Genomic DNA, 26,832 nt, shown 5'->3' with positions numbered 1-26,832 from the left:
TTTTCTTGTCTGTACCAAAGTATCGATTGGACGCAATTGAAACCATTGGACGGAAGATCCTGCAAGAGTACGATCCCGCTTTGTTGGACGGACCTCCCCAGGCAGTCCCCATTGAAACTATCATAGAAACCAAGTTTGATCTAACTCTGGAATATCATTGCCTACGCAAGAACGGGAGCATCCTTGGGGAAACAATTTTCGATGAGGGCGCTGCCATTTTGTATGACCAAGATGAAAAACGCTACCGCTTGATCGCCGTCAAAGCTGGAACGATCTTAGTGGAGGAGCGGCTTTGTGTGGACAGGCTCCTCGGCAGGCTGCGGTTCACCTGCGCCCACGAACTGGGGCACTGGGTCCTGCACCAGAAGCTGTATTCTGGCACAGGCGATGTGGCTGCCTATGAAGGAAAAACATCTTTGGATGAAAGCTATGGTCTGGTCGAATGGCAGGCTGACGCCTTGGCTACTGCTCTCCTCATGCCCTTGCCGCAAATAAAAAGGAGTTTTTACCGTTTGCGCGCAGGCAGAAGCCATGAACATCTGGTTGCGGAAATGGCTCGGATCTTCCAAGTCTCCAAGCAGGCCATGCGTATTCGGTTGGAAACACGCAATCTCATATAAGTTTGGTACGGCAAGGCCCCTCCTCCTGAGAGAGGGGCGCAGCCGCTCCGCTGTTCGCAGGCTTTGTTGTATGCATTTTGTTCGCAGCTTAGCGAACAAGGAAGGAGGAGAATGGCATGAGGAAAGAAAGCGCCACTGTGCAGAAATGCAAAAGACAGATGGCGACCCTTGGATTTGACAGCCAACTGGCCTATCATCGGGTAAAGCTGATTTTGAAAATCTACCGGGATGTGGTGTGGGTCCTCAGTGAGCGGATGGAAGAACTGCATGAGTATGCCTGGGAGCTGGGTGCTCAAGACGCTGATACCGGGCTTATCTATCTACAGAGTTTCGCCCCGGATATGGATCTGCAGGAGTTTGAGGAACGGGTCTGCTGCGTGATGGAAAACCGGATGCTGGTGGATGTGATCGACCGTGCCCTTCTCCGCTTGAAACGATACCCTGACCGGGGGGAACTTTACTATGAGATCCTGACCAAACAATTTATCCACCGTTTCAACAGCACAGAAAAGGAACTGCTGGATGAGTTGAATATGGAGCGAAGCGTATTCTATGACCGGAAGCGTGAGGCGATCTTCTTATTGTCCCTCTGCCTTTTTGGTTATGCTGTGCCGGAACTTCAGGAAGAATTGGAGATGCCCCGACTTTATCCCGATTGATTCCCGATGAAAAACCGACGAAATCCCTACTCCCTTCCGACTTTGCCTCTGCTATACTCAGTACAGTGGCAGGTATGCGCAAAAATGAATAGGACCAGCTGACAAGGGCCGGGACGCTGTAAAGTGTCCCGGCCCGCTGTATTCCTGCCGCAATATGGCGGCAGGGATCAGCCGGGGATGCAGAAATGCGTCCCCGGCTATTTTTCTGCCCGGCATTGGGAGGGCCGGCATGGGCTGGGAGGCTTATATTGCCGAGTACCCCTGATTTCAAGATTTTGATTCGCCATCAAAATCTTGAAATTTGGAGGAAAGGCACATGGAATCCAACGGGAAGTTTACCCTTATTGTTTTTAACACCTGCACTCGGGAATATGAAGAAGTCATGGTGACCGAGGAGGTCTATCGTACTTACTGCAGAACCCGGTGGAATATCAAGGACAATGATCAGAGTTTTTTTGACCATGAGATCCAGATGAGCGGGATGATCGGCGGTCAGGATGGCGCCTATGAAAATTTCCGGGAGTTTATTGATGCCATCAACACTCCGGAACATATCGTCCTTGAACAAATGAAGAAAGAGGCCCTGTACCAAGCGATTTCAGCGTTGTCTGCTGCGGATCAAGCTTTGGTGCAGGGTTTGTTTTTTGAGGGCCAAAGCGAACTGGATTACGCAGGGGAGCTTGGAATCTCTCAGCCTGCGGTCCATAAGCGGAAAGTCCGCATCCTCAAGCAATTGAAAAAACTTTTGGAAAATTGAAATTGGAGGGTTATTAAAATGCCGACATCTTCCCCTATACAAGCGAGAAGGAACTGCTTCTCACTTGTTCCTTGAAAACCAAATATCCGATTGTCTGAATACTTTCCTGACGGGGCTTTTGAAAAAAGCAAGCGACGCTGGAGGATGCGCCAAGACCACCTGTAGATGAGCGGCATGGGTTGAAAACGAAGACACCTATACATTTTTGTTCGGTTTTGTCAATCAGCTGATCACCATCTATCAACGACGGCCAAATAAGGTGCCAAGCGGGTCCATCCGTCCACAAAACAGCCTGTGGCAAGCTGTATCGCAACGATTCCGTCAGGGACAATGATACTTCCGTCCAGTCACAGCCCCCACCGAAATGGGGATCAAGCAATGAGGGCGGCCGACAGAGATCCTGCCGGGGGTGAGAGTCCCATGACGCGGTGAAGCCAGCCGCGGTTCAGATGGTCGCCCTATGGAGCTGATGCCAGTGGCACAGTCTCCTGCGCTTGGGGAAGTAGTGTCGAATACGAGCGCCAAAGAAAGACAACACGAATGTGAAGTCTTAATATCAGAAGCAATGGGGATCGCTTCTGCTCTATGCCAGCCCTTTCACTGACCGGAATGACTGCTGTATGAGTTACCATTCCAATCCTGCAAGGGATCTGGTTATCAGAGAAGCGGTCCCTATTTTTGTGGTATTAAGCCAGAAAAACAGGGGGTGCAAATGATGGAAACATACCGCAAAGAGGACATCCGCCGGGGTGATATCTACTATGCAGACCTGCGGCCGGTAGTTGGCTCCGAGCAGGGCGGAATCCGTCCTGTGGTCATTCTGCAGAACAATGTGGGCAACCGGCACAGTCCCACAGTGATCGCAGCCGCGATCACCAGCCGGAAAGGTAAGCATAAACTTCCTACTCATGTGAACCTGGATGCTCCAGTCCCAGGTCTTTACCGCGACTCTATCATCCTGCTGGAGCAGCTTCGCACCATCGATAAAAGCAGATTGAGGGATAAGCTTGGTTCTCTTGGAGAAGACCAAATGTGCAAGCTTGACCATGCGCTGGAAGTCAGCGTTGGGCTTCTCCCAATCTATAATACCATCTGATTTTACCCGCACGCAGGATACCGCCATTTAAAGATAGACCAGGAAGAAGAAACATACGATCGGGGCCGTTCATCGGCTCCGGTGGGCGGCCCCTCCATAACAGGAGGGTGCTTTTATGACTAAGACAGAACTTCAAGATAACCTTGTGTTTCTTTCCGCGCTGAAGCTGCTGGAGCAGCTCACCAAAAAGGGCCTGCTGACAGTGGATGAGGCGGAGAAGTCCCGCGTTGAGCTGGAGCGCAAGCTCCGTCCCACTCTGCTGTTCGCCTGAACAGGCTCTATACGAGAATAGCTGATTGCCCAGTCTTTCCACTTCTTTTTCGTTGGTGTTGGTAATGGCTATTGCGGAAGGACTGTGGTAGTGTGTGTTGCTGAAAGGAGGTCAAAAAAGATATGACGGAAACAAACATAAGTACAGCAAGAGTTCCGCAGGTCACGGTGATCGACCCCAGAATCCCCGAAAAAGCAAAGCTGAGGGTAGCAGCCTACGCCAGAGTGAGCAGTGACTCCGAAGATCAGGTCAACTCCTACATCGCCCAGGTAGACTTCTACTCCAAGCACATCGCCGGTAAAGAGGACTGGGAGATGGTAGACATCTATGCCGATGAGGGTATCTCCGGGCTGGAAGCAAGGAATCGAGATGATTTCAACCGGATGATGGCCGATTGCCGAGAGGGAAAGATCGACCGGGTCCTCTGCAAATCGATCTCGCGCTTTGCACGCAACACACAGGAGTACATTCAGTTCGTGCGAGAACTGCTCCGGCTGGGTATTTCGATCCACTTTGAGAAGGAGAACATCGATACCGGGAAGATGACCTCGGAGCAGGTTGCCCAAATCTATGGAGCTTTCGCCCAGATGGAATCGACCAACCACTCCAGTAATATGCGCTTCAGTGTCCGTATGCGGATGGAAAAGGGATTGTTTGTCCCATCTTCCGTCCCCTATGGCTACCGGCTGGCAGGGCGGGATCTGGAGATCATACCGGAGGAGGCTGAGGTGGTCCGCCGCATCTTCTCCGCTTATCTGAGCGGCCAGGGAAAGGATGATATCGCCAGGGAACTGAACCAGATCGGGGTGGACCGAGGCCGAAATCGTGAGAAGTGGCATCCCAGTACGGTGGCCTACATCCTGACCAATATCACTTATACCGGAGATATGATCTGGCAAAAAAGCTGCGCCACAGATACGATTCCATTCCGGCAGGTTCGAAACCTTGGCCAGAAGCCCCGCTACTTTGTAGAGCACAGTCACCCGGCCATCGTAAGCTGTGCGGATTTCCAGAGAGTACAGGAACTGATGTCCTCCCGCAAGGAGCAGTTCCAGAGGGCACACTGTACAAAAAAGGGCAGCCTCTATGATAAACACATCTACTGCGGGGAATGCGGGTCTCTCTGCCGCAAAAAGATCACAGGAGGAAAGACTTACTGGGTCTGCCGCCGCCATGATGGGGACAGAGCAAACTGCCCCATCCCGCAGATCCCCGAACCGGAAATTACGGCGGCTGTCCTGCGGCTCTATCACAAGCTGAAGTTTGGTCAGGAAACCGTCCTGCGGCCTGCCCTTAGCCAACTGCAGGAACTGCGGGAACGGGAACTCCGCTCCAACCGCAAGATCAGCGATATTGACAACGAAATAGCCCGTATCTCAGAGCAGAATCTCGTCCTTGTTCGGCTGAAGTCGAAAGGGTATGTGGATTCTGCTCTCTATTTATCTCAGATGGATGAGATCGACCATAAACTGCGGGAACTCAGGAAGCTGCGCCGCCGTCTTCTGGAGGCAGCCGGTGAAGACCGGCAGATCCATGACACAGAGCGAATGATGGAGTATCTGGAGGATGGTCCGGAATGGCTGGATGAGGTTCCCTCGGACCTCTTTGGAGAGCTGCTCGATCGGATCATCATTATCAGCCCGGAACGGCTGAAATTCCGCCTGCTGAATGGGATGGAACTGTCAGAAAACATAGAGAGGATGGTGCGATAAATGGCTTGGCAAAGAAAAATACCTTTCGGCTATCAGGTTCAGAACGGCAGGATCAACTGCCAACCGGAGGAAGCAAAGTTTGTAAGGTCTATCTTCTCCCACTACCTGCTGGGCAGCTCCTACAGTCAGATCGCTGACGAGATGGCCCGGCAAGGTGTGCGCTATCATCAACATACTGCCCAGTGGAACAAACATATGGTCAAGCGGATTTTGGAGAACGAGCGGTATCTCGGGATGGACGGCTATCCCCGACTGGTGACAGATGAGGAATTTCTCGCTGTTCGCCTGCGGCGGAGAGAACAGAATACCTACGCTCCATGCCCAAGCGAGATCATCCCCATACGGAACAAAGCAGTCTGCGCTCTCTGCGGAGAAAAGATGACACGGGATACCAAATCCCATGGCCGCCCACGCTGGCGATGTAAAAATCCAGAGTGCGGCGGAAGTGTGTATCTTGATGACAGCATCATTTTGGAACGAGTGATGCAGAAACTCAAAGTGCTGGCTCATTCTCCTGAGCATATCCAGCTTCCCAAAGCCGCCCCTGTTTCAACAGATGCCTTGCGCATCGAAAATGAACTGGCCCTCTGCTTTAACCGGGCCGACATCAATCCGGAATATATGAAAACATTGATCATGGCCGCCGCTGCCGAGCGGTATGCCGGACTGAACGATCCAACACCGACACACAAGCTGGAACTGCTGCGGCAGAAGCTGGAGCTGGAGCCAGAGAGCGAAGAAACCCTGTGGGAAGTTTTTGAGTCGGCAGTAGCCCAGGTACGCATTGGAAAAGGCGGAGAGATCAGTCTACACCAAAAAGATCAAAAGGAGTGTGCCTTATGAACATACAGCAAACTGCCTCCACCCCCAAACTGGTCACCATGATCCCGGCTGACCCTCAGATGACAGAACGGGATATTCGAAACAAGCACCTGCGGATCGCGCCTTACTGCCGGGTATCCACAGACAAAAAGGAGCAGCTCTCCAGTTACGAGGCCCAAATCGAATACTACACGGAAAAAATCAACGCCAATCCAGATTGGACGCTGGTCCGACTTTATGCGGATGAGGGCATCACTGGTACCTCGGCTAAAAAGCGAAAGGCTTTTCTCCAGATGATCCGTGATTGTGAGCGCGGCAAAATCGACCTGGTCATCACCAAATCGGTGTCCCGGTTCTGCCGAAACACGCTGGATGGCCTGAACTATGTCCGTCGCCTGAAACGACATGGCGTGGGCGTCTACTTCGAGAAAGAGAATGTGAACACCCTATTCATGGACAACGAGATGATACTCACCTTCATGATGAGCCAGGCCCAGGCGGAAAGCGAATCCCTCAGCGGCAATGTAAGGTGGGGCCACCGGAAGAACTTCAAGGACGGAAAGGTCTATTACCACTGTAAAAACTTCCTCGGCTACCGCTGGGGTGCGGATGGCCAGCCGGAGATCGATCCGGAGCAGGCGGCCATTGTCCGGCGCATCTTCTCCCGGTTCCTGCTGGGACACAGTGTCCGGCAGATCACAACCGATCTGATGGCGGATGGGATCAAAACAGCCACAGGGAAAACAGTATGGCATGATAGTGTGGTCCAGAAGATGCTCTGCAATGAAAAATACATTGGTGATGCCCTCCTCCAAAAGACCTACATTGCGGATCTGTTCACCAGAGAAAAGCGGGTGAACAACGGCGAGCTGCCCAAATACTATGTCCATGATTGTCACCCGGCCATCATTGACCGGGAAACCTTTCAAAAGGTACAGGAGGAGATTGCCCGCCGGTCCAGCCTCAAGAAAACATCCTCCAAGGCGAAGACGCAGCTTGGGAAATACTGCGGAAAGTATGTGCTCAGCGAACTGCTGGTCTGCGGGGAGTGCGGCAGCCCTTACCGCCGGGTGATCTGGACGCAGAAAGGAGCCAAACGGGTCGTCTGGCGGTGTCAGAACCGGCTGGAACATGGCAGGAAGATCTGCAAGCAATCTCCTACTCTGGATGAGGGCGACATCCACGACGCCGTCATCTCCGCCATGAACGAGCTGTTCCGGATGCAGGCAGCCAAGGATGCAGTAAAAGCCGGTATTGCGGCAGTCCTGGCCGGAGAAGAACAGACGCTGAGCCTACCTGCCGTGGAACATCAGATCCGGAACCTGCAGGAACGCCAGCTGGAGCTGTTCCAACTGATCGTCAGTGCCGGCGCTGACTGTACCGACTATGATGAAGAACTTCAACAGGTCTACATGGCCAAAACCAAGCTCATGGCCCAAAAAGCTGAGCTGGAAAAGGAGCATCGAGGCGCGGCGGCCTTCGACAGCAGGCTGGCAGAACTTGATATGGCATTGGAACAGGCCAGCGGCGCCCTCACGGATTTCGATGAACTCACGGTCAGACAACTGGTCAGCAACATCAAGGTGCTGGACAAGGATAGCCTGCTCATCTGCTTTAAGGATGGAACAGAGATCACCCAAACCATACAAAGGAGGAGATCCGCATGATTTATATCACTGGTGACACCCACGGCGGCTTCCAGCGGTTCGGAAGCAAATACTTCCCCCAGCAAACGCAGATGGGCCGAAATGACTACATGATCATCTGTGGTGATTTTGGAGGGCTGTGGGACGGCGGCCAGAAAGACCAGCATTGGCTGGACTGGCTGGCTGAGAAACCCTTCACCACCTTGTTCGTGGACGGAAACCATGAGAACTTCGACCTGCTGAACGCCCTGCCGGAAAAAGAATGGCACGGCGGCAGAGTACATGAGGTGAGGGAAAATATCCTCCACCTGATGAGGGGCCAGATCTTCACCTTCGGTGGTCTTACCTGGTTCACGATGGGAGGAGCCTCTTCCCACGACATTCAGGATGGCGTCCTTGATCCGGAGGCCCCCGACTTCGAACAAAAGTATTGGCTGCTGCGCCGAATGCGAGGAATGTTCCGGGTCAAAGGACGCTCCTGGTGGGCGGAAGAAATGCCAAATGCCCGTGAATATGTAGAGGCACTGAAAAATCTGGAGCAGGTAAACTGGAAGGTAGACTGCATCCTGTCCCACTGCGGTCCCAGCAGTGTCGTGCGGAAAATCGACCCCTCCTATGGAAGTGACCAGCTCACCGATTTTCTGGAAACGGTCAATCAGCGGTGCCAGTTTACATACTGGTTCTTCGGGCATTACCACGACAACCGGATCATCAATGACAGATATATCCTCCAGTGGGAGCAGATTTCCGGATTAGAAATTTGAGTAAACGAGAAAATCATAACAGTGCCGCACAGAAATTGCTCTGTGCGGCACTGCTTACAACAATATAACCCCTTATAACCCCTTGAATATATAAGAGGAATGGGGTATAATAAATTTAGCAGAATGGAGGTGCGGTATGAAAGAAAAGATTCAGGAACTGGAGCGGCAGATCGCCGCCCTTCCCATCGGCTATATTTCCAAGAAGACGATCAACGGAAAGACGCGCTACTATCATCAGTGGACAGAAAATGGGAAGAAGCACAGCCAATATCTGCGGGATGGCGAACTGGAGCCGCTGCGGGAGCAAATAGAGCAGCGCAAAGTATTGCAGGCACAGCTGAAAGAGCTGCAAGCCAAGATGCCCAAAGTGCGCCAGCCAAAGTTGGACTTTGAAACCAGTGTAATTGTTGGTAAAGGATTGGCCGCCATGTCGCAGGGCGTAAAGGGCTGGGGCCTCCGTGACTGCTTCGGGCAATTGGAGGATTATCTCTACAGCAATGAAAGCGACAGGGTCTGCCTGGTTTTTGGCCTGCGCAGGACCGGAAAGACTACCATGCTCCGGCAGGCCATCGCCCGAATGAGCAAAGAGGATCTCAGCCGCACGGCCTATATCAAAGCCCGCAGAAGCGATACCATGGCCATGATGAACCGGGATCTGAAAAAACTGTTCGATGCGGGCTTCCGCTATGTATTCATTGATGAGGTCACTCTGATGCGGGATTTCATCGATTCTGCGGCTCTCTTCTCCGATGTGTTTGCGGCGATGGGAATGAAGATCATCCTCTCCGGTACGGACTCCCTCGGTTTTTGGCTGGCGATGGATCAGGAGCTCTACGACCGGGCAAAGCCCATCCACACCACCTTCATCCCATACCGGGAATACAGCCGCCTGCTGGGGATCGACAGCATTGATGAATATATCCGCTATGGCGGGACGCTGCGGGCCGGTGAGCTTGCTTTTGATGATGAAGATGTCAACGCCCAGGACGCCTCCTTCCGGGATGATGAGTCCACACGGCGATACATCGATACAGCGATCTGCAAAAACATTCAGCATTCCCTGGCCTGCTATGAGGCAGGCGGACATTTCCGCCACCTGTACTCTCTGTATGAGGCCGGTGAGCTGACCAGCGCCATCAACCGGATTATCGAGGACATGAACCACCGGTTCCTGCTCTCGGTTCTGACCGATGACTTCCAATCTCACGATCTACGGCTGACCGCCTCGAATCTTCGGAAAGAGCGTGACCCCGAAAAGCGTACCGAAATTCTGGATCATATCGATACGGAAGCGGTCACCCAGCGCCTGATGGAGCTGCTGGACATCCGCAACAAAGAGGAACAGTCCATCGGTATCACAGATACCCATATCCGGGAGATCAAAGAGTATCTCTCCGCATTGGAACTGATCGTAAACTGTCCCATTGAAACCGCTGACCCAGGAGCAAAACCTGTGGAACACATCCTGTTTACCCAGCCGGGGATGCGATACTGTCAGGCACAGGCTCTTGTCCACTCGCTGATGAAGGACGAGACCTTTTCAGCTCTCAGCGAATTGGAGAAGACCCAGGCTGCGGGCAGGATCCTCGAAGAAGTACGGGGACGGATGCTGGAGGATATTGTCCTGCTGGAAACCATGAAGTCGGCTGACAGAGAACACCGGGTGTTCAAGCTGCAGTTTGCGGTTGGCGAGTTTGACATGGTGATCTATGACGAGAAGGAAAACTGCTGCGAGATTTTCGAGATCAAGCACAGTGGCAAACAGGTCCCGGCACAATACCGGCATCTGCTTGACCAGGAAAAATGTGATAAGACCGAACAGCGGTTTGGCCCGATCCGAGGGCGATATGTTCTGTACCGCGGCGAGGATGTCGCATTGGAAAATGGAGTGCATTACCGGAATGTGGAACGCTATCTGAACGATCTGCCTGAGTTGAATATTGCCCCAGCACAGGAAGCTGGCATTGAGCAGACCGGCCCTGTTTTATAAGCTGCGGCACCTTCTGCACCAAAAACAAAAATATCGATTTTAACCGTCCTTTGCATATAAAGACACCATTGATATCTGAACCCTTAAGTTCAAGTTCAATGGTGTTTTTATTTATAATCTTAGACCGATGACGGTGGATGTACCCCAAAGCTTTTCGACCTTTGGTTTCGTGTTATAATATGCTGAAAGGCAGTGATTTAATGTTACATCCCTTAAGGAGAAAAAAGATATCCTCAACAGAGTGCGTAGATACAATTCAAGAGGTCGTATACGAATATCTAAAACCTTTAGGCTTTCACAAATTCGGCAGAACGATACATCGATTTGTTGAGGAAGATATTTCGCAAGTAATTCATTTCCAGAATGGGTGCCCGCAGAAAGGCATTCGTGAAAAACTGTGGATCAATATAGGTATTCGTGTTCCTGAATGTGCAGAAAAGAAATTTAAAATTTCAGAACCGATGAAAAAGTATTATCACGAATACGAGTGTAATATACGAACTCGCCTTGGTTCTTTAATAGATGGCGAAGATACATTTTATGACTTGCGAAAAAATCCAAAAATGATAGCGGCAGACATTATTGAGCGAATTAAAAAATATGTAATCCCTGTTTTTGATGTTCTAAATAGCCGCAAATCTATCTTGCTGTATCGAGCAAACTATCCGTCCTTTGATCAACTCGGAAATCACTTAATCACTCTTGAAGAAGCAATAATTTATGGTAGAAGCGGTGATATTGAAAAGGCAAGCGAGTTGTTTAACAAATACTACCAAAATGTACTTAGCAAATATAAAGTGGATCTTGAAAACGGCAAAGAGACTTATTTGCATAAGGGTGAGAGAATGGTCTACCGTAACACAAAAACAGGAAAAACCGAAACAATCATAGCAGACAAAGACGGATATGTTGTTACTTATTGTGCGAATCGCTGCCATATCGATTACCTTGAAACTTTAGCAACGCAACTTGGAATAGTACTAACCAATATAAAGGAGTAGCTGATCCGATAAGGAAAATAAGAATGTGAGAGATCAAAACCATAACGTAAATTTGAAAGAACATCTTTTTATAGCCCATTCACAAAAAGAAGAGGTACACAAACGTGTGCCTCTTCTTTTTGTGCGCGGCACTCTTGCTGTGCCAACATGACCGCCCCGCGGCGGAACATTTTATTCGACTTGGGTGGTTTCGCTCTTTCCTTTTCGGCGGCGGTGTGCTATAATAAGTCGATTTGAGGTAAAGGAGGCCGCGCCGATGGAATATTTGTCCCACAGTCCGGAGGAGACAGAGCATATCGGCGAAATGCTGGGCAGGCGGCTGCGCCCCGGTACAGTGGTGGCCTACCGCGGCGGACTGGGCATGGGCAAGACCGCCTTTACCCGTGGGCTGGCCCGAGGTCTGGGCTGCGCCGGACGGGTCACCAGCCCCACGTTTACCATTGTCAACGAATACGACGGCGCAACGTCGCTGTTTCACTTTGATATGTACCGGCTGGGCAGCTCTGACGAGCTGTTCGACATCGGCTGGGAGGACTATCTGACACGAGGCGGCGTGTGCGCCGTGGAGTGGTCCGAGCGCGTGGACGACGCTATGCCGGCTGACACCCTGTGGGTGGACATCGCCCGGGGTACAGACGAGAGTGACCGCATCATCACCATCACGGGAGGCGAGTGACAGTGAGAATACTGGCATTGGAGACCTCCGCCAAGAGTGTATCCGTGGCCGTGACGGAAAACGGCACACTGCTGGCCCAGGCGTATCAGGACCGGGGGCTGACCCACAGCGTGACGCTGATGCCGCTGCTGGACGGGATGCTGAAGACCGCGGGGCTGACGATGGACGATATAGACATCATCGCCGTGGCACAGGGTCCGGGGAGCTTTACCGGGATACGCATCGGCGTGTCGGCGGCCAAGGGGCTGGCGTGGGCCAAGGCGCTGCCCTGCTGCGGCGTATCCACGCTGGAGGCAATGGCCTATGGCGTCACAGACTTCGAGGGCGTCGTCGTGGGCGCTATGGACGCACGGCGGCAGCAGATATACAACGCACTGTTCCGGACAGAAAACGGCTGCGTTACAAGGCTCTGCGCGGACAGGGCCGTGGCTATGGAGCTGGTGGCGGAGGAATTGGCCGCCATGCCGGAGCCAAAGCTCATCGTGGGCGACGGCGCGGTGCTGCTGTACGACTTTTTGCAGAAAGCGGGGATCGGGTGCCGGCTGGCCTCTCCCCTGCACCGGCAGCAGAGCGCCGCGGGCGTGGCGCTGGCGGCGGAGCATCTTGCCGCGCAGGGGCTGACGTGTTCCGCGCAGGAATTGCAGCCGGTGTATCTGCGGCTGAGCCAGGCGGAGCGCGAACGGCTGGCCAAGGGGCTGTCCCTGACGGCGGAATAAAACGTATACCCTTAAAATTTCATATACACGGAGGATAACATCATGTACAGCGAGAAGGTCCACATCATGAACCATCCCCTGGTGGCGCACAAGCTGACCATCATGCGGGACAAGAACACCAGCGTCAAGGATTTCCGGGAGCTGGTATCCGAGATCGGTATGCTCATCACCTATGAGGCCACCCGTGACCTGCCCCTGACCACCAAGCACATCGAGACCCCCATCTGCGGGATGGACGCGCCCACGCTGGCGGGCCGTAAGTTCGTGGTGGTGCCTATCCTCCGTGCGGGCCTGGGTCTGGTGGACGGTGTGCTGCGGATGGTGCCCTCCGCCCGTGTGGGGCACATCGGTATGTACCGCGACGAGGAGACGCTGGAGCCGCACCCCTACTTCTGCAAGATGCCCAAGGACGTGGCCGAGCGCGATGTGCTGATCGTGGACCCCATGCTGGCCACCGGCGGCAGCGCCGCGGAGGCCATCGGCGAGATGAAGAAGCGCGGCTGCAAGCACATCAAGCTGATGGTGCTGGTGGCGGCCCCGGAGGGCATTGAGCACATCCAGAAGCTGTACCCGGATGTGGACATCTACGCCGGTGCGCTGGACGATCACCTGAATGAGCACGGCTACATCGTGCCCGGTCTGGGCGATGCCGGCGACCGTATTTTCGGCACAAAGTAACAAACGCATACAGTAGCGCCCCGCCAGATGGCGGGGCGCTGTTTCTATCCTACTGGGCGCACGAGACGCTTGACGAAGGTCGGCTCGGCCCGGCCGCGCTGTCATTTTTATTGTATTTCTTCGTATTTTGCGGTATAATACCGGAAAATGGAAATGACACGCAGAAAGGGATACACTATGGAACGTAAGAAAAAGGCCCCGCGGCACCTGGGCCCGCAGCTGAAGGCCGTCATCAGGCGGCAGCCCACCGTGTTCGCCGTATACACCGTACTGCGGCTGATCGTACTGGCTACGCTGGTGTCCTCCATCATCCGCGGCGAATATGAGAGCGCGTTTATCTGCCTGCTGGTACTGGGACTGTTTGTCCTGCCGTTTTTTATCCAGCAGAACTTCGGCATTGAGCTGCCGTCCACGCTGGAGATCATCATACTGCTGTTTATTTTCGCATCGGAGATACTGGGCGAGCTGAAGTGCTACTTCATCACCTATCCGCACTGGGACTCCATGCTGCACACCACCACGGGATTTCTGTGCGCCGCCACGGGGTTCGCGCTCATCGACATTCTCAACCGCAACAGCAAGATCAAGTTTCAGCTGTCCCCTATCTATGTGGCTGTGGCGGCGTTCTGCTTCTCCATGACCGTGGGCGTACTGTGGGAGTTCTTCGAGTTCGGCATGGACAGGCTGTTCATGATGGATATGCAGAAGGACACGGTGGTGAACGCCATCACCTCGGTGATGCTGGATCCCACCAACAGCAACATCCCCGTGACCATCGACGGCATCACCTCGGTGACGATAAACGGGCAGGATCTGGGGCTCGGCGGATACCTGGACATCGGGCTGTACGACACCATGGGGGATCTGTTCGTGAACTTCATCGGCGCGGTGGTGTTCAGTACCATAGGGTACTTCTATATCAAGCAGCGCGGCAAGGGCAAGCTGGCGAAGGCGTTTATCCCCACCATTACCGAGGAGGAGCGCGCAGCGGAACTGCCGGAGGGTACAGAGGCTCTCCCGGAGGAAACAGAGGAAAGTGAATAAGCTGCCGAAACCCGTCTCAAATTGAGACGGGTTTCCGGATAGAGGCAAAAAGAAAACCACGACGGATGTCGTGGTTTCCTTTTTGTGGTGGAGATAAGCGGGATCGAACCGCTGACCTCTTGAATGCCATTCAAGCGCTCTCCCAGCTGAGCTATACCCCCATGGAGCCGAAACCCTTGATTTTACCGGGTTTCCAAGATATTTACTTTTGAGATGCGAGGATGAGATTGCGGGTTGCTTTGCCGGTGACTTGCTCTCCCAGCTGAGCTATACCCCCACATCGGGTGGTCGGCGCTGCCGACTTGTATAATATAGCAGGGATTTTCGAAAATGTCAACCCCTAATTTTTGTTTTTTTCGCGGTTTGCAAAAGGGAGAATTACGGGGAGAGGCTTACGCCTCTCCCCTGCTTATTCAGACCTTCAGCTGCTTGCCCTTGTTGACCTCGTTGAGGCTGGCCATGACCATGCCGGTGAGGGCGAAGAGAGCAATAACGTTGGGCAGGACGATGAAGTTGTTAAACATATCGGTGACTTCCCAGACGAAGTCACTGCCGGAGACAGTGCCCAGGAAGATGAATACCAAGGCGATAACGGTGTAGATCACGTTGCAGAGCTTGCTGTTCTTGCGGCCGAAAAGGTAGTTGGCGTTGATCTTACCGAACAGGTTCCAGCTGAGGATGGTAGAGAAGGCAAAGAACAGCAGGCAGATGGCCACGAACTTGGCGCCCAGGCTGGCGCCGAATACGGAGCCGAAAGCCGTCTGGGCCAGGTTGGTCTTGCCCAGGGTGGCGGTGATGTCGCCGAAGTAGCCGTTGGCCAGAGGGCCGTCAGCGGTGTACAGGGTGCAGATAATGACCAGGGCATTCAGGGTCAGGACGATGAAGGTGTCGATGAACACACCGATCATGGCCACGACACCCTGATCGTGGGCGTGGGCCACATTGGCTTGGGCGTGGGCGTGGGGCGTAGAGCCCATACCGGCCTCATTGGAGAAGAGGCCGCGCTTGGCGCCCTGGGAGATCGCGGTCTTGAGGGCGTAGCCGATACCGCCGCCGATGATGGCCTGGGGCTGGAAGGCATACTTGAAGATCATGCCGAAGGTGGAAGGGACGTACTTGATGCGGGCGCAGAGGATCACCAGACCGCCCAGCAGGAAGATCGCCGCCATAATAGGCACCAGCTTCTCGGTGACGGCGGCAAGACGCTGCACACCGCCCAGGAAGATGATGGCGCAGATGATGACCAGGACGATACCCACGATCCAGGAGGGGATGCCGAAGGCCGTCTGCATGGTGGAGCCGATGGAGTTGGACTGGACCATGCAGCCCATGAAGCCAAGGGCTAGGATGATGGAGACAGCGAAGAATCCCGCCAGGAATTTGCCGAATCCGCCCTTGAACGCGGTGGTGATGTAATAGACCGGGCCGCCCTTGATATTGCCGTCAGGCTCAACGATACGGGTCTTCTGGGCCAGGGTAGCCTCGGCATAGATGGTGGCCATGCCGAAGAAGGCGATGATCCACATCCAGAAGATGGCGCCAGGGCCGCCGGTGAGGATGGCGCCGGAGGCACCCACGATATTGCCGGTGCCCACCTGGGCGGCGATGGCGGTGGCCAGCGCCTGGAAGGAGGTCATGCCGCTTTTCTGGGCGCCGCCGCGGAGGTTCATCTCACCGAAAAACTTTTTCATGCCCTCGCCGAAGCAGCGGACCTGGACAAAGCGGGTCTTGATAGAGTACCACAGGCCCACACCCACCAGCAGGAAGATGAGGATATAGTTGCTGAGGTACTCGTTGATCTTGGATACGATGGGGAACAATACACTTTCTAACATACAATTTCTCTCCTTGCATAAAAAATAGAGCTGCCGGAAAACGGCAACTCTGGAGAAGTCTGGTCAAGCGAAAAACTCGTCTGCTCCGTCCTTTTGCCTGAGAGATTCGGCGCTCGCGCGCCTTGCACCTTCGGCACCCAACTGAATGGGATTCTCCAGAGTTCCCTCCCCGTCCGGTCTTTCCATTCCGGGCGGTTCATCGGGCTGTATCTAATTGATGGACGTATGTTACCACATAACGGACATCTTTGCAACCCCCTTTTCGAAATTTTTATGAATAGACGCGCGCCTTCCTGCTTTACGGTGAAAAAAAGCACCCCGTGACGGGGTGCTTTTGCTTACTTTTGCAGGGTAAACGTCATCTGTACCGGGTTGTGATCGGAGTAGGCAAAGCCTGTATCCAAAACAGCGGCACTGTCCACGGCAACATTGGGGGTGACCAGGAAGCCATCCACGGTGAGGACATACTGGCCGTCGTGGTATGGACCGTCGGCGTTGCGGCAGGATGGCACCGGATCGTTCTCGTCCAGTGGCGCCACCATCTGCACGTCATAACTGTCGAACACGCCCTCCGGTATGGGCTGCGCCCAGGAATATTCCTGCTCCGCCGCGCCGAAATAGGCGGAGGAGTCCCCCAGCAGGTCCTTGTTGAAGTCGCCGCCGGCCACGCACCAGCTGCCCTTTTCGTACTCCGCCTGCATATCCGCCAGCAACAGCGCCAGCTGCTCCGTGGCGATGGTACCGTCACTGGTGTAGGCAGAGAGGTGCAGGTCGTAGAGCACCAGCTCACCGCCGCCGGAGACGGGGACACGGCTGACAGAGTAGCAGCGGTCCAGGTCCAGAAGCTTCATAAAGCCGGACTCCACCGGCAGCTCCACGCGGTCGGCTGCGGTGATATTCGCCGGAGAGAAGGTCAGCAGGCCGGACCGGGAGGCTCCGTGGGGAGCGGTCAGGGGATACAGAAGATAGGGCGAGTCGTAATTCTGGCAGAAAACGCTGCTCTTGTTGAAGAGGGCGGCATACAGCGGCTCGCGTTCGTCCACATGGTAGGTACGGGTGGAGCCGATATCCACCTCCTGCAGCAGGCAGAAGTCGGCGTTCTGCTGCTTCAGGTACCCGGCGATAGCGTCCATGTTGGCCGTCAGGCGCTCTTTTGACCAGGCGCGGGATTCCGTGCCGCCGTCCATGAAAAAGCCGTAGTCGTCCTCGTAAGCGCCGAAACCGATGTTCCAGGAAACGACCGTATAGGCCGTATTCGTATCGACGGACCGGGCGGCATCGGTGGACTGCACCGGCGTCAGCATCTGGTCGCCGATACGGTGATAGTCGATAAACACATAGGCCACATAACCGCCCGCCAGCAGCAACAACGCCAGCAGAACACAGAGAATGATCTTCACCCATTTTTTCACGGCACAGGCCCTCCTTGGTTTACTTTTTTCTGAATGTATAGTATACTCTTTTCAAACGTATTTGAAAAGAGGTATCCTGCTTGAAAAAGATCATTATTCGCTTCAACGCGCCGGTGATATTATCCTTTGCCCTGCTGAGCCTGATCGCCCTGCTGCTGGGCAACTGGACCAACGGTGCCGCCACGACGCAGTATTTCTCCGTGTACCGGTCCTCTCTGGCCGACCCTCTGACATACGTACGCTTTTTCGGCCATGTGCTGGGGCACTCCGGCTATGACCACTACATGGGCAATATGCTGCTCCTGCTGCTGGTGGGCCCCGGTCTGGAGGAGAAATACGGCAGCGGCACCATGGTGTGGATGATCGCGCTGACGGCGCTGGTCACCGGCCTGGTGAATTTTATCTTCTTTCCCCACACGGCGCTGCTGGGTGCCAGCGGCGTAGTGTTCATGATGATCGTGCTGTCCTCCTTTACGGCGGCGCGGAAGGGCGAGATCCCCGTGACGCTGATCCTGGTGGTCATCTTCTACCTGGGCGGCGAGATCATGGACGGACTGTTCAAGCAGGACAACGTCTCCCAGATCGCCCACATCGTAGGCGGCCTGTGCGGCCTGGTGTTCGGCTTTACCGTGCGGCGGGGACGGAGGTAACGGATGTACATAGCCATCGGTATTGCGGCGGCGCTGTTTGCCGCCGACCGGATATTGAAATATCTGTCCCGGACGGGGAAGCTGAAATGGGAGCGTCGGTATGTGCGCCTGACCCATCTGGAGAACCGGGGGTTCTTTCTGGGGCTGGGACAGAAGCACGAGAAGCTGCTGCGCTGGCTGCCGCTGGGCGTATGGCTGGCGGCGGCAGCGTGTCTGCTGCCGGAGCTGGGCAAGCGGGCCTTCGCGGCACAGCTGGGCATTCTGTCGGTGCTGCTGGGCGGCATCAGCAACCAATGGGACCGGCTGCGGCGGGGCAGCGTGACGGACTATCTGCAATTCCCCCACCGAAAGGCCAAAAAACGGGCGCTGGTGTGGAACCTGGCGGACTTCATGCTTATCGGCGGCGTGGTGCTGACCGTGGCCGGACTGGTGAAGGAGCTTATCAAGAAATAAAAAACCGGGCCATCGGCCCGGTTTTTTATTTCTCCTTGTAGTACAAACGGCAGTGGCAGTAGCCCTCGAAGTTCGGGTCGGCGATCTGGTCCTTGAACTCCTTGCACATACACCTGTTCTCCTCGGTGCGGGCCAGACGGCAGGGACAGTAGCCGCCGGTGCGTTTCAGGCCCTCGCGGATGGTTTTCACGATCTCGGGATCGTCATTGAGACGGACTTTCACAGAACAGCCTCCTTCCTCTCTGCGGTAAAAGGCCCGCAGCGCGGGTCTTTTATGTATTAACCGTGGGAATTGAACCAGTCCTCGCAGAACTTGGCGATGGACGGAACGATATCCTTGACAAAGCGCTTGGTGGTGTTGATACACAGGTCGTAGGAGCCCTTGTCGCCCCACTTGCTGTCGCTGTACATCTGGTGGTGCTGGGCACGGTTGCGGTCGATCTGCTTCATACGAGACTCGATCTCCCGGGGCGTCAGATGCTCACCCTGCGGGGCACGGCGCTGGCAGCGCTCGATCTTGGAGTCCTTATCCGCATAGACAAAGATGTTCAGCGGGTCGTAGTCCTTGAGGATAACATCGGCGGCCCGGCCCACGATGACGCAGTCGCCTTGCTTAGCGAAGTTCTCGATGATCTGGCGCTGGGCCACTGCCACGCGGATGGGCTGCTCCATGATCTGGAAGGGCTGCATACCAAAGCGGTGCCCGATGGTCAGCGGATAGGCGGCTTCGATGCTCTTTTCGCCCACGTTGGCCACATAGTCCTCGTTGAAGCCGTTTTCCTTGGCGATCATCTCGATGATCTCGTGGTCGTAGCACGGAATGCCCAGGGCCTTGGCCAGACGCTTGCCCAGCTCACGGCCGCCGGAACCGAACTCACGGCTGATGGTAATGATTCTGCTCATAGTTAGGATACCTCCCTTATTGCTCAATATTCATAGCTGCTGCCGCCCACGAACTCGCGGACGATGGAATTCAGCGGCACATAAGGCGTGTGCAAAGGCGGGACGCTCTCCACCACCTCTACCAGGTCGGTGAGGTCGTGCTCCTGCATATACTCCGGCGTCAGTTCCTGCCGGAAATTGGGGATGTTGGCCAGGCACTTGGCCAGGATACAGGGCTCATAGTCGTGGAAGGAGTCGATGTGAATGGCGGCGTTGCTCTTAAAGGGCCGGATATAGTTGACCTCGCCGGCGTTGACGCTCTCGGCACGCTCGACCGTCTCCCGCAGGGAGTGGCCCCGGGTGTTGTAGTCCCGGATGAGCCGGCGGGCCACGCGCAGCTGCTCGGGACGAACCACGCGGTCCTTATTGGTGAGGATACGGGTGCGGGGCGCCACATAGATGCCGGTGGCCGCGCCGCGGATCTTATCGAAAATCAGGGGGTTGAGCATATGGATCCCCTCGGCAATGACAATGCACTCCTTGTCGCCCTGCATGGGCTTATAGCCGCCGGTAGTGCCAGTCTTGAAATCGTACCAGGGAATATCCACCTGCTCGCCGTCCAGCAGGCGGCCGATGCAGCTGACCAGCAGGTCCACGTTGACGCAGTAAGGGGACTCCCAGTCGGTAGCCTCCAGCGGACGCTGGTCCAGGGGCAGGAAAAAGTTGTCCATGCTCAGCAGGCAGACCTTGACGCCCAGATTTTCCAGGTAGTCGCGCAGGCGCATGGCGGTGGTGGTCTTGCCGCTGCCGGAGGGGCCGGTCAGCGCCACGATGCGGCGCTCACGCCCGGCGGACAGGACAGCCGCCGCGGCGGAGGATACCTTGTCGTGGAATACTTCCTCGCAGCGCAGGACGAACTGCGTCTCGTTGTTCATGGCCTGGTTAATGGTCTCCAGATCGATGATACGCATAAAGCCTCTCCTTTCAAGAGGGGGATAATACTTTATCCCGTATTATAGCACGGTATGGCCGCCGCGTCAAAGGGGCAAAGGCGTAAAAACGCCGCAAAATATACACGCCCCTTTCCCCCGGCCAGTGGCGCAATACTGCCAAAAAATGCAGCAAAATGCCGAAACTTTCATTGCAATTTGCCGGTATTTGTGGTAGTATGATGTTAGGAATTTAACAATACTGCACAAACCCGCGTACTTCTGTGGCATAGCCGCCATTTCGGTCAGAAATGACGGCGGCGGGTAACACGAAAGGACGTGAGACTTGTTGGAGCACTCCCCCAAGATCATCGCCGTCGCCGGTAAGGGCGGCGTGGGCAAGACCTCCATCTCCGCCGCCTTTGTGCGGCTGCTGACCGAGGCGTACCCCGACAAGCGTATTCTGGCCATCGACGCCGACCCGGCGGTGGGACTGTCCACCGCGCTGGGCGTTGAGGTGAAAGAGACGCTGGACGACATCCGCAAGAGCATCGTGGCCTCGGTGGAGGACGGTGCGCCCCGGGAGGCCATCGAGCTGCTGAGCGAGGCACGATACCGCATTTTCGACACCATGGTGGAGCAGCAGCGGTTCTCGTTTCTCGCCATCGGTCGGCCGGAGACAGCGGGCTGCTACTGCAAGGTGAACGCCTATCTGAAGGAGGTCATCAACCTGCTGGCCAACGACTTTGACTACGTGGTCATCGACGGTGAGGCCGGCATCGAGCAGATCAACCGCCGGGTGATGGAGAAGGTGACGCATCTGGTGCTCATCACCGATCCCAGCCGCAAGGGTACACAGGTCATCGACACCATCAAGCGGGTGGCCGACGAGCTGGTGATGTACGACCGCTGCGGCGCTATCGTCAATCGGGTCACGGACCCGGCGCTGATTCCCTACATCCATATCAACGGCACGGAGATACTGGCCACCATCGGCAGCGACCCACAGCACGCCGCCAATGATATCCAGGGTCTTAGTGTTTTTGATCTGCCGGAGGATGCCCCTGTCATCCGCGGCGCACGCGAAGCCCTGACCAAGCTGGAGATCTTATAATTGAAATACATTAGGAGAGAGGTGTAATTCTTGAGAGACCTGAAGCATCTGATCTACTTCGAGAGCCTGCTGGAGAATGCCGACAATGATCTGGTAAAACAGGCACAGGCGGAGGGGAAGCTGGCCATCGGCTATACCTGCTACCATATGCCTGAGCCGCTGCTGAACCTGCCCGGCTGCTTCTCCGTCCGGCTCCGCGCCCCCCGCACCGGTTCACTGGACATCGCTACCTACTATATGTCCAACTACACCTGTGAATATGCGCGCGCCCTGGTGGAGCGCGGCATGGAGGGCGGCTACCAGTTCCTGGACGCGCTGGCCGGCGTGGACGCCTGTTCCATGATGAACCGCGCCATGGAGCACTTTGAAATTCTGCAGATGAATGACAAGCCCAACTTCTTTGTCACCCACTGCGACATCCCCTACAAGATCACCGACTACACGCTGGACTCTTACGTCAAGCAGATGCGCCGCCGGGTGCTGGATCCCCTGACGGAAAAGTACGGCGTGGATACCTCAGATGCCGCTATCCGTCAGGCGGTGAAGGAGCACAACGAGGTCTGTTCCATCATCAGCGAGATCGGCGAGCTGCGCAAGGAGGAAAACCCGGTCATCACCGGCTATGAGTTCCACGTGCTGAACCTGGTGAGCTTTACCTGTCCCAAGTACCTGATCCTGCCTTACCTGCGAGAGACGCTGACGGAGCTGAAAAAACGCAAGCCGGATCCCAAGCCCGCCTTCCGTGCCCGCGTGGCCATCGTGGGCAGCGAGATCGACGACCCTCAGCTGACGAAGCTTATCGAGGGCTGCGGCGCACTGGTAGTGTCCGACCGGTACTGCTTCGGCTCCACTCCCGGGCGGGAGATCATTGAGCTGAAGGACGATGAGGACGCCCTGCCCCAGATCTGCATGCACATCATGCAGCACTCCGAATGCGCCCGCTACATCGCCGATGAGAAGGTGCAGCAGCGCCGCGAGACGGCGGACCGCCTGGCACGGGAGTATCACGCTGACGGCATCATCTATGAGCAGATGAAATACTGCGACTACTGGGGCTTTGAGCGCGCGCTGGTGAGCCACATCATGCATGAGGAGTATGACTGGCCGGTGCTGAGCATCGACCGTCTGTACAACAACGGCAACTCCGGCCAGCTGCGGACCCGCGTGCAGGCCTTTGTGGAGTCGCTGGAGATCAAGAAGCTCCACAAGCAGAACGGAGGTGCCAACTGATGGCTGACAAGAAGAAATTTCCCAATCCCGAATTCTTCCGCGCCAAGACTGAGATGGACTGGAAGGCGCAGGCCGCCAACCTGAAGGAGTTTGGCTCCATCGCTCTCGATCTCATCAAGGAGACGGACTGGAAAGCCTTTGGCAGGAAACAGAAGGAGCATTTCCTTGACAATATGAACCGTGTAGCACGGGAGGCCAAGACCGTTGCCGCCATGACCTGCGCGGAGCGCAAGGACCTGCTGCTCAACGGCGAAAAGCATCTGGGTGCCCTGTACCGTAAGGGTGACATGGCCACTGTCCGCCGGGAGTGGCGCGGCGTGGAGAGCACCCTCGTCGACTTCTCCGGCTGGCTGAAGGTCTGGGGCATGCTGTTGGCCACCTTCTCCAAGGATCTGATACCCGCCCTGAACACCACGTTCTGGTATCGCTGGATGATCTCCTATATGTGCTGCGTGAGCTTCATGGATAAGAACACCATGGGTCAACGGGGCAACGCCCTGAAAATGAGCCACCTGATGACCTACGACATTTTCCGCTATGTGGCGGAAAATCTGGTGTTCCTGGCCAAGTGCGATAAGAAGAACGGCAACAGCTCCGAGCTGAACAAGAAGGTCGTTCTGTTCGATGAGATGACCATGGGCCAGATCATGGCCGGCTTCCCCGACCTGCTGGGTATCCCCTATCAGCTGATGCCGGTGTTCCTGGTGTCCGAGATCGACCAGCTCACCTGCGTGCCCTACATCGACGCCGTGGAGTCCTTCGGCCTGCCGGCGGACTGCTGCCCGGTGCCGTCCTCCGAGTGCGGCGCGCTGGTCATCGATGCCTTGCCCCACATGGGCAAGTGCTTTATCTCCTCCTCCATGCCCTGCGACGGCTCCACTATGGCCTCCAGCTATATGTCCCGCCGCTTCCCCGACCTGCCCGTGTTCCACCTGTGCTTCCCGGTTCGGTATGAGGACGAGGAGACGGTGCAGATGGGCGCCGAGGATATCCGGGCGTGCATCAAGTTCATTGAGGAGCAGACCGGCGCCAAGTGGAGCTGGGACGCCTATTTCTCCGCCATGAAGCGCTTTAACGAGGAGACGCGGTATGAGCTGGAGAAATGGGAGGTCAACAAGACCGCCTATCCCCAGATCATCGGCCCCAGCTACGAGCTGTTCCGCAAGTGGAACTACGAAATGGACGGCGGTATCGACCCGCGCGTCATGAAGACCTGCCGCAAGGTCAACGACCTGCTGATGCAGTCCTACCAGCGCCGCGACGAGGCGTGGGTGGGCAAGATGCGCTACCGCGGCATCGTGTGGAGCTGCCCCGCCCACTACTACGCCAACTTCTCCAACTGGCTGGCCAACTGCTGGGGCATCAACATCCTGGTGGAGATGGAATCCCTGAACTTCACCAAGCCCCTGGAGACAGAGGACAAGGAGGAGGCCCTGCGCGATCTGGCGCGGCTGTACGAGCGTATGGTCATGCGCCGGCACACCAACGGCGGCTACCAGAACGTGGTGGACGAGCTGTGGCGCCAGTGCGAGGCGTGGAACACCAACATCATCATCATGTACCAGAACGTGGCCTGCAAGAACATGGCCACCGTACAGGGCATCCTGGACGAGCAGGGCCGCGAGCGCGGCTATCACATGATCTGGATCGAGCATGACCTGATGGATCCCCGCACCGTCTCCCGCAAGACCATGCGCGACAAGGTCAACGAGTACATGCGCACGGTCATGCGCGCCGAGCCGATCGATCCCTCCCTCTGCGATTTCGACGACGAAAACTGCATGTAATATTCTCAACTACTACATATATAAAGGAGTTTACGACTATGAAATACTACGGCGGCTGTGATGTGGGTTCCACTTATACCAAGGCGGTCATTCTGGATGAGAACGGCAAGATCTGCGCCGACACCACCATCCGCAGCAAGATCAATTCCGAGGTCTCCGCCAAGCTGGCGATGGAGGAAGTGCTGAACAAGGTGGGCTTGAACTCCTCCGAGGAGCTGGGCTATCTGATCGGCACCGGCTACGGGCGCAACAAGGTCCCCTTCGCCGACGAGAATATCTCCGAGATCTCCTGTCACGCCATGGGCGTGCACGTCACCGACCCCAGTGTCAAGGCCATCATCGATATCGGCGGCCAGGACGTGAAGGGCATCTCCATCGACACCGACGGCACCGTGAAGAACTTTGCCATGAACGACAAATGCGCCGCCGGCACCGGCCGGTTCTATGAGGCCATGGCCCGCAGCTTCGAGATGACGCTGCCCGAGTTCTCCAACCTGTCCCTGACGGCCAAGAACGTCATCCCCATCACCGCGCAGTGCACCGTGTTCGCCGAGAGCGAGGTCATCACCCTGGTGGGCGAAGGCAAGCCCATGGACGAGATCGCCGCCGGTATCCAGATGGCCGTGGCCAAGCGCTGCTTCGTCATGAGCAAGAAGGCCGGCGCCACCGACGCCATCACTCTGACCGGCGGCTGCGCCAAAAATGCCGGTTTGAAGCAGGCCATCGAGCACGTGCTGAAGCTGAAGGTCATCGACCTGAAGACCGATCCCCAGCTGATGGGCGCGCTGGGCGCCGCCGAGTACGCGCGGCAGAAGGGCATGGCCCGCGCCTGAATACCTCTTGCCATTTAAGGAGGCTACGATATGTGTAAGGTTTTCAAATTTCTCTTTAAGCTCATCCGTATTCTGGCGGTGGCCGTGGGCGCACTGTTCGTCGTGTACTTCTGGAACCTGGACCAGAAGCTGCTGGGCTGGGCCTATGTGCAGGTCAACAAGATCTTTGACCGCAAGAAAGTGGATATCAAGTTCTGATGGAGCTGTATAATCCGATCATACGGGAGGTGGAGGCGCTTGCCGGCGCCTCCACGCCCAAGCGGTATGCCTATGACCCGGCGGAGGCCTGGGAGGACACCGGGGCCTTTGAGTTGGTCATGCTGCGGGACGCCGCCTATGAGCTGGGCGGCAGCGGCAAAAGCGCGGTGAATTTCACCTGTGTGACCTCCTCTGCGGAGCTGGTGCCCGGGGACGAGATCGTGGTCTGTGGTCCGGACCTGGACGAGTTGAACGGCGACAGCCACTATGCCCGCATCGCTCTGCTGCGGGTGGGCGATATCGAGTCCGATGACGAGGACGACACGGAGCAGGCCTTCCGGGCCATCCAGGACATGGACTTTGTGAAGTACCATGTGTTCCCCAAGGGCTATATGATCCGCACCAGCTCGGAATCCAGCCGGGAACAGGTGCGTATCAGCCGGGAGGCGGTGCAGAAGGGCATGACGTTCCGCCGCATCGGCGCGGACTTTATCCGGCAGTATAAGCAGAACCGCAACATTCTGGCGGTGAAGCTGCTGTTTATCACCGCGCCGGAGGCGGACTACGCGGCGCTGACCAGGGACGCCAAGACGGTCAAGGACATCACCATGAGCCTGACGAAGATCCTGGAGGGAATGCCCACCGACTGCGGTTCCTGCAACCTGAAGGCCATCTGCGACGAGGTAGAGGGCATGCGCGAGCTGCACTTCGGCAAGGAGCATCACACCACGGAGTGAGCCCTCTCCCCTATCCACAGGCAAAAGAACGGCCCCCAGGGCCGTTCTTTTTTGTTCGTGTGCCGAAAGGCCGTCCATCGAAGGACGGCCTTTTGCACAAAAGGATACCCGCCGGAGGGCGGGTATCCTTTTCTTCTTTTCAAATGCGGCGGTCACGCTGCTGGCTGTTGTAGTGCTTTTGCAGGAAAGGATAAATGACCTTGTAGATCAGCTTGTTCTCCAGATTGAGATAGTAGATGGTGAAGGTGCCCGCAAACAGCAGTGCTGCCGTGATGAGCAGTCTTTTCAGCAATTTAGCTGCGAATTTCATATGGTTCCCT

The 26,832-nt window shown here is 55.8% G+C and carries 29 protein-coding genes, 1 tRNA gene and 1 riboswitch; of the genes, 23 read left to right on the top strand and 7 right to left on the bottom strand.

The features are described 5' to 3' along the window. Positions 1–26: 26 nt before the first annotated feature. The 15 genes from ACOMDU_RS12050 (at position 27) to ACOMDU_RS11980 (ending at position 14,452) form a co-directional block, all read left to right on the top strand. Positions 27–620 (top strand): ImmA/IrrE family metallo-endopeptidase, encoded by a 594-nt coding sequence (locus ACOMDU_RS12050; RefSeq protein ID WP_119980022.1) that lies wholly within the window; start codon positions 27–29, stop codon positions 618–620. A 116-nt stretch (positions 621–736) separates the two neighbouring features. Further along, a complete protein-coding gene (locus tag ACOMDU_RS12045) occupies positions 737–1,279 on the top strand; it encodes a hypothetical protein (protein ID WP_119979926.1) in 543 nt (180 codons plus the stop codon). A gap of 316 nt (positions 1,280–1,595) precedes the next feature. Beyond that, positions 1,596–2,036 (top strand): RNA polymerase sigma factor, encoded by a 441-nt coding sequence (locus ACOMDU_RS12040; RefSeq protein WP_119979927.1) that lies wholly within the window; start codon positions 1,596–1,598, stop codon positions 2,034–2,036. A 715-nt stretch (positions 2,037–2,751) separates the two neighbouring features. Next, positions 2,752–3,132, top strand: a complete 381-nt coding sequence (locus ACOMDU_RS12035) for a type II toxin-antitoxin system PemK/MazF family toxin (RefSeq protein WP_119980023.1) — start codon at positions 2,752–2,754, stop codon at positions 3,130–3,132. A gap of 115 nt (positions 3,133–3,247) precedes the next feature. Next, positions 3,248–3,403, top strand: a complete 156-nt coding sequence (locus ACOMDU_RS12030) for a hypothetical protein (protein WP_165860627.1) — start codon at positions 3,248–3,250, stop codon at positions 3,401–3,403. Between the two features lie 122 nt (positions 3,404–3,525). Beyond that, on the top strand, positions 3,526–5,115 hold the full coding sequence (locus tag ACOMDU_RS12025) for a recombinase family protein (protein ID WP_119979928.1): 1,590 nt from the start codon (positions 3,526–3,528) through the stop codon (positions 5,113–5,115). Next, the gene (locus tag ACOMDU_RS12020) at positions 5,116–5,958 is read left to right on the top strand and encodes a recombinase family protein (protein ID WP_119979929.1); all 843 of its coding nucleotides are present in this window, start codon (positions 5,116–5,118) and stop codon (positions 5,956–5,958) included. Further along, positions 5,955–7,604 (top strand): recombinase family protein, encoded by a 1,650-nt coding sequence (locus ACOMDU_RS12015; RefSeq protein ID WP_119979930.1) that lies wholly within the window; start codon positions 5,955–5,957, stop codon positions 7,602–7,604. Before ACOMDU_RS12020 ends, ACOMDU_RS12015 begins: the two co-directional genes overlap by 4 nt. Further along, complete coding sequence (locus ACOMDU_RS12010) at positions 7,601–8,347, top strand: metallophosphoesterase family protein (RefSeq protein ID WP_119979931.1); 747 nt, start codon at positions 7,601–7,603, stop codon at positions 8,345–8,347. The genes ACOMDU_RS12015 and ACOMDU_RS12010 overlap by 4 nt, the downstream gene beginning before the upstream one ends. Positions 8,348–8,483: 136 nt before the next feature. Continuing rightward, positions 8,484–10,337, top strand: coding sequence for a DUF6788 family protein (locus tag ACOMDU_RS12005; RefSeq protein ID WP_243126159.1), 1,854 nt, complete (start codon positions 8,484–8,486; stop codon positions 10,335–10,337). A 200-nt stretch (positions 10,338–10,537) separates the two neighbouring features. Further along, positions 10,538–11,338, top strand: a complete 801-nt coding sequence (locus tag ACOMDU_RS12000) for a DUF4304 domain-containing protein (RefSeq protein WP_421130525.1) — start codon at positions 10,538–10,540, stop codon at positions 11,336–11,338. A 256-nt stretch (positions 11,339–11,594) separates the two neighbouring features. Beyond that, a complete protein-coding gene (tsaE, locus tag ACOMDU_RS11995) occupies positions 11,595–12,014 on the top strand; it encodes a tRNA (adenosine(37)-N6)-threonylcarbamoyltransferase complex ATPase subunit type 1 TsaE (protein ID WP_421130524.1) in 420 nt (139 codons plus the stop codon). 2 nt (positions 12,015–12,016) lie between these two features. Next, a complete protein-coding gene (tsaB, locus tag ACOMDU_RS11990; RefSeq protein WP_421130523.1) occupies positions 12,017–12,730 on the top strand; it encodes a tRNA (adenosine(37)-N6)-threonylcarbamoyltransferase complex dimerization subunit type 1 TsaB in 714 nt (237 codons plus the stop codon). Between the two features lie 42 nt (positions 12,731–12,772). Then, positions 12,773–13,408 (top strand): uracil phosphoribosyltransferase, encoded by a 636-nt coding sequence (upp, locus tag ACOMDU_RS11985; RefSeq protein ID WP_022135542.1) that lies wholly within the window; start codon positions 12,773–12,775, stop codon positions 13,406–13,408. A 177-nt stretch (positions 13,409–13,585) separates the two neighbouring features. Beyond that, positions 13,586–14,452, top strand: coding sequence for a DUF2238 domain-containing protein (locus ACOMDU_RS11980; protein WP_421130522.1), 867 nt, complete (start codon positions 13,586–13,588; stop codon positions 14,450–14,452). Between the two features lie 85 nt (positions 14,453–14,537). Here ACOMDU_RS11980 and ACOMDU_RS11975 read toward each other — a convergent pair. The 3 genes from ACOMDU_RS11975 to ACOMDU_RS11965 form a co-directional block, all read right to left on the bottom strand. After that, positions 14,538–14,613, bottom strand: a tRNA-Ala gene (locus tag ACOMDU_RS11975). Positions 14,614–14,865: 252 nt separating this feature from the next. Next, complete coding sequence (locus ACOMDU_RS11970) at positions 14,866–16,287, bottom strand: alanine/glycine:cation symporter family protein (protein WP_421130521.1); 1,422 nt, start codon at positions 16,285–16,287, stop codon at positions 14,866–14,868. A gap of 75 nt (positions 16,288–16,362) precedes the next feature. Further along, positions 16,363–16,456, bottom strand: a riboswitch (glycine riboswitch). Positions 16,457–16,625: 169 nt separating this feature from the next. After that, positions 16,626–17,699 (bottom strand): endonuclease/exonuclease/phosphatase family protein, encoded by a 1,074-nt coding sequence (locus tag ACOMDU_RS11965; protein WP_421130520.1) that lies wholly within the window; start codon positions 17,697–17,699, stop codon positions 16,626–16,628. An 80-nt stretch (positions 17,700–17,779) separates the two neighbouring features. Between ACOMDU_RS11965 and ACOMDU_RS11960 the strand changes: the two genes are divergently transcribed. Together ACOMDU_RS11960 and ACOMDU_RS11955 are read left to right on the top strand one after the other, a co-directional pair. Continuing rightward, entirely contained in the window at positions 17,780–18,349 is a 570-nt protein-coding gene (locus tag ACOMDU_RS11960) for a rhomboid family intramembrane serine protease (RefSeq protein ID WP_022135546.1), read from the top strand. Between the two features lie 3 nt (positions 18,350–18,352). Next, entirely contained in the window at positions 18,353–18,802 is a 450-nt protein-coding gene (locus ACOMDU_RS11955) for a signal peptidase II (RefSeq protein WP_022135547.1), read from the top strand. A gap of 25 nt (positions 18,803–18,827) precedes the next feature. Here ACOMDU_RS11955 and ACOMDU_RS11950 read toward each other — a convergent pair whose 3' ends face one another. The 3 genes from ACOMDU_RS11950 to ACOMDU_RS11940 are packed head-to-tail and all read right to left on the bottom strand — an operon-like array spanning position 18,828 to position 20,655. Beyond that, the gene (locus ACOMDU_RS11950) at positions 18,828–19,025 is read right to left on the bottom strand and encodes a ferredoxin-thioredoxin reductase catalytic domain-containing protein (RefSeq protein ID WP_022135548.1); all 198 of its coding nucleotides are present in this window, start codon (positions 19,023–19,025) and stop codon (positions 18,828–18,830) included. Positions 19,026–19,081: 56 nt separating this feature from the next. Then, entirely contained in the window at positions 19,082–19,705 is a 624-nt protein-coding gene (locus tag ACOMDU_RS11945) for a cytidylate kinase-like family protein (protein WP_421130519.1), read from the bottom strand. Positions 19,706–19,728: 23 nt separating this feature from the next. Next, complete coding sequence (locus ACOMDU_RS11940) at positions 19,729–20,655, bottom strand: uridine kinase family protein (RefSeq protein WP_421130518.1); 927 nt, start codon at positions 20,653–20,655, stop codon at positions 19,729–19,731. Positions 20,656–20,962: 307 nt separating this feature from the next. On the opposite strand from ACOMDU_RS11940, the gene ACOMDU_RS11935 reads away from it, so the two are divergent. Genes ACOMDU_RS11935 through ACOMDU_RS11910 form a run of 6 tightly spaced genes read left to right on the top strand, consistent with a single transcriptional unit; the run spans position 20,963 to position 26,512 of the window. Then, on the top strand, positions 20,963–21,727 hold the full coding sequence (locus ACOMDU_RS11935) for an ATP-binding protein (protein ID WP_421130517.1): 765 nt from the start codon (positions 20,963–20,965) through the stop codon (positions 21,725–21,727). A gap of 30 nt (positions 21,728–21,757) precedes the next feature. Then, on the top strand, positions 21,758–22,957 hold the full coding sequence (locus ACOMDU_RS11930) for a 2-hydroxyacyl-CoA dehydratase family protein (RefSeq protein WP_421130516.1): 1,200 nt from the start codon (positions 21,758–21,760) through the stop codon (positions 22,955–22,957). Then, on the top strand, positions 22,957–24,744 hold the full coding sequence (locus ACOMDU_RS11925; protein ID WP_022135553.1) for a 2-hydroxyacyl-CoA dehydratase family protein: 1,788 nt from the start codon (positions 22,957–22,959) through the stop codon (positions 24,742–24,744). The genes ACOMDU_RS11930 and ACOMDU_RS11925 overlap by 1 nt, the downstream gene beginning before the upstream one ends. Positions 24,745–24,782: 38 nt before the next feature. Then, complete coding sequence (locus ACOMDU_RS11920) at positions 24,783–25,577, top strand: acyl-CoA dehydratase activase (protein WP_022135554.1); 795 nt, start codon at positions 24,783–24,785, stop codon at positions 25,575–25,577. A 30-nt stretch (positions 25,578–25,607) separates the two neighbouring features. Continuing rightward, on the top strand, positions 25,608–25,775 hold the full coding sequence (locus tag ACOMDU_RS11915) for a hypothetical protein (protein WP_022135555.1): 168 nt from the start codon (positions 25,608–25,610) through the stop codon (positions 25,773–25,775). Continuing rightward, positions 25,775–26,512, top strand: coding sequence for a hypothetical protein (locus ACOMDU_RS11910; protein WP_421130515.1), 738 nt, complete (start codon positions 25,775–25,777; stop codon positions 26,510–26,512). Before ACOMDU_RS11915 ends, ACOMDU_RS11910 begins: the two co-directional genes overlap by 1 nt. Positions 26,513–26,651: 139 nt before the next feature. Here the strand turns inward: ACOMDU_RS11910 and ACOMDU_RS11905 are convergent, their stop codons facing one another. Further along, positions 26,652–26,822, bottom strand: a complete 171-nt coding sequence (locus ACOMDU_RS11905) for a hypothetical protein (protein ID WP_421130514.1) — start codon at positions 26,820–26,822, stop codon at positions 26,652–26,654. Positions 26,823–26,832 lie beyond the last annotated feature (10 nt).

Source organism: Vescimonas sanitatis, assembly GCF_049060325.1.
Taxonomy (GTDB): domain Bacteria; phylum Bacillota; class Clostridia; order Oscillospirales; family Oscillospiraceae; genus Vescimonas; species Vescimonas sanitatis.
This window is presented reverse-complemented; position numbering and strand designations above follow the sequence as displayed.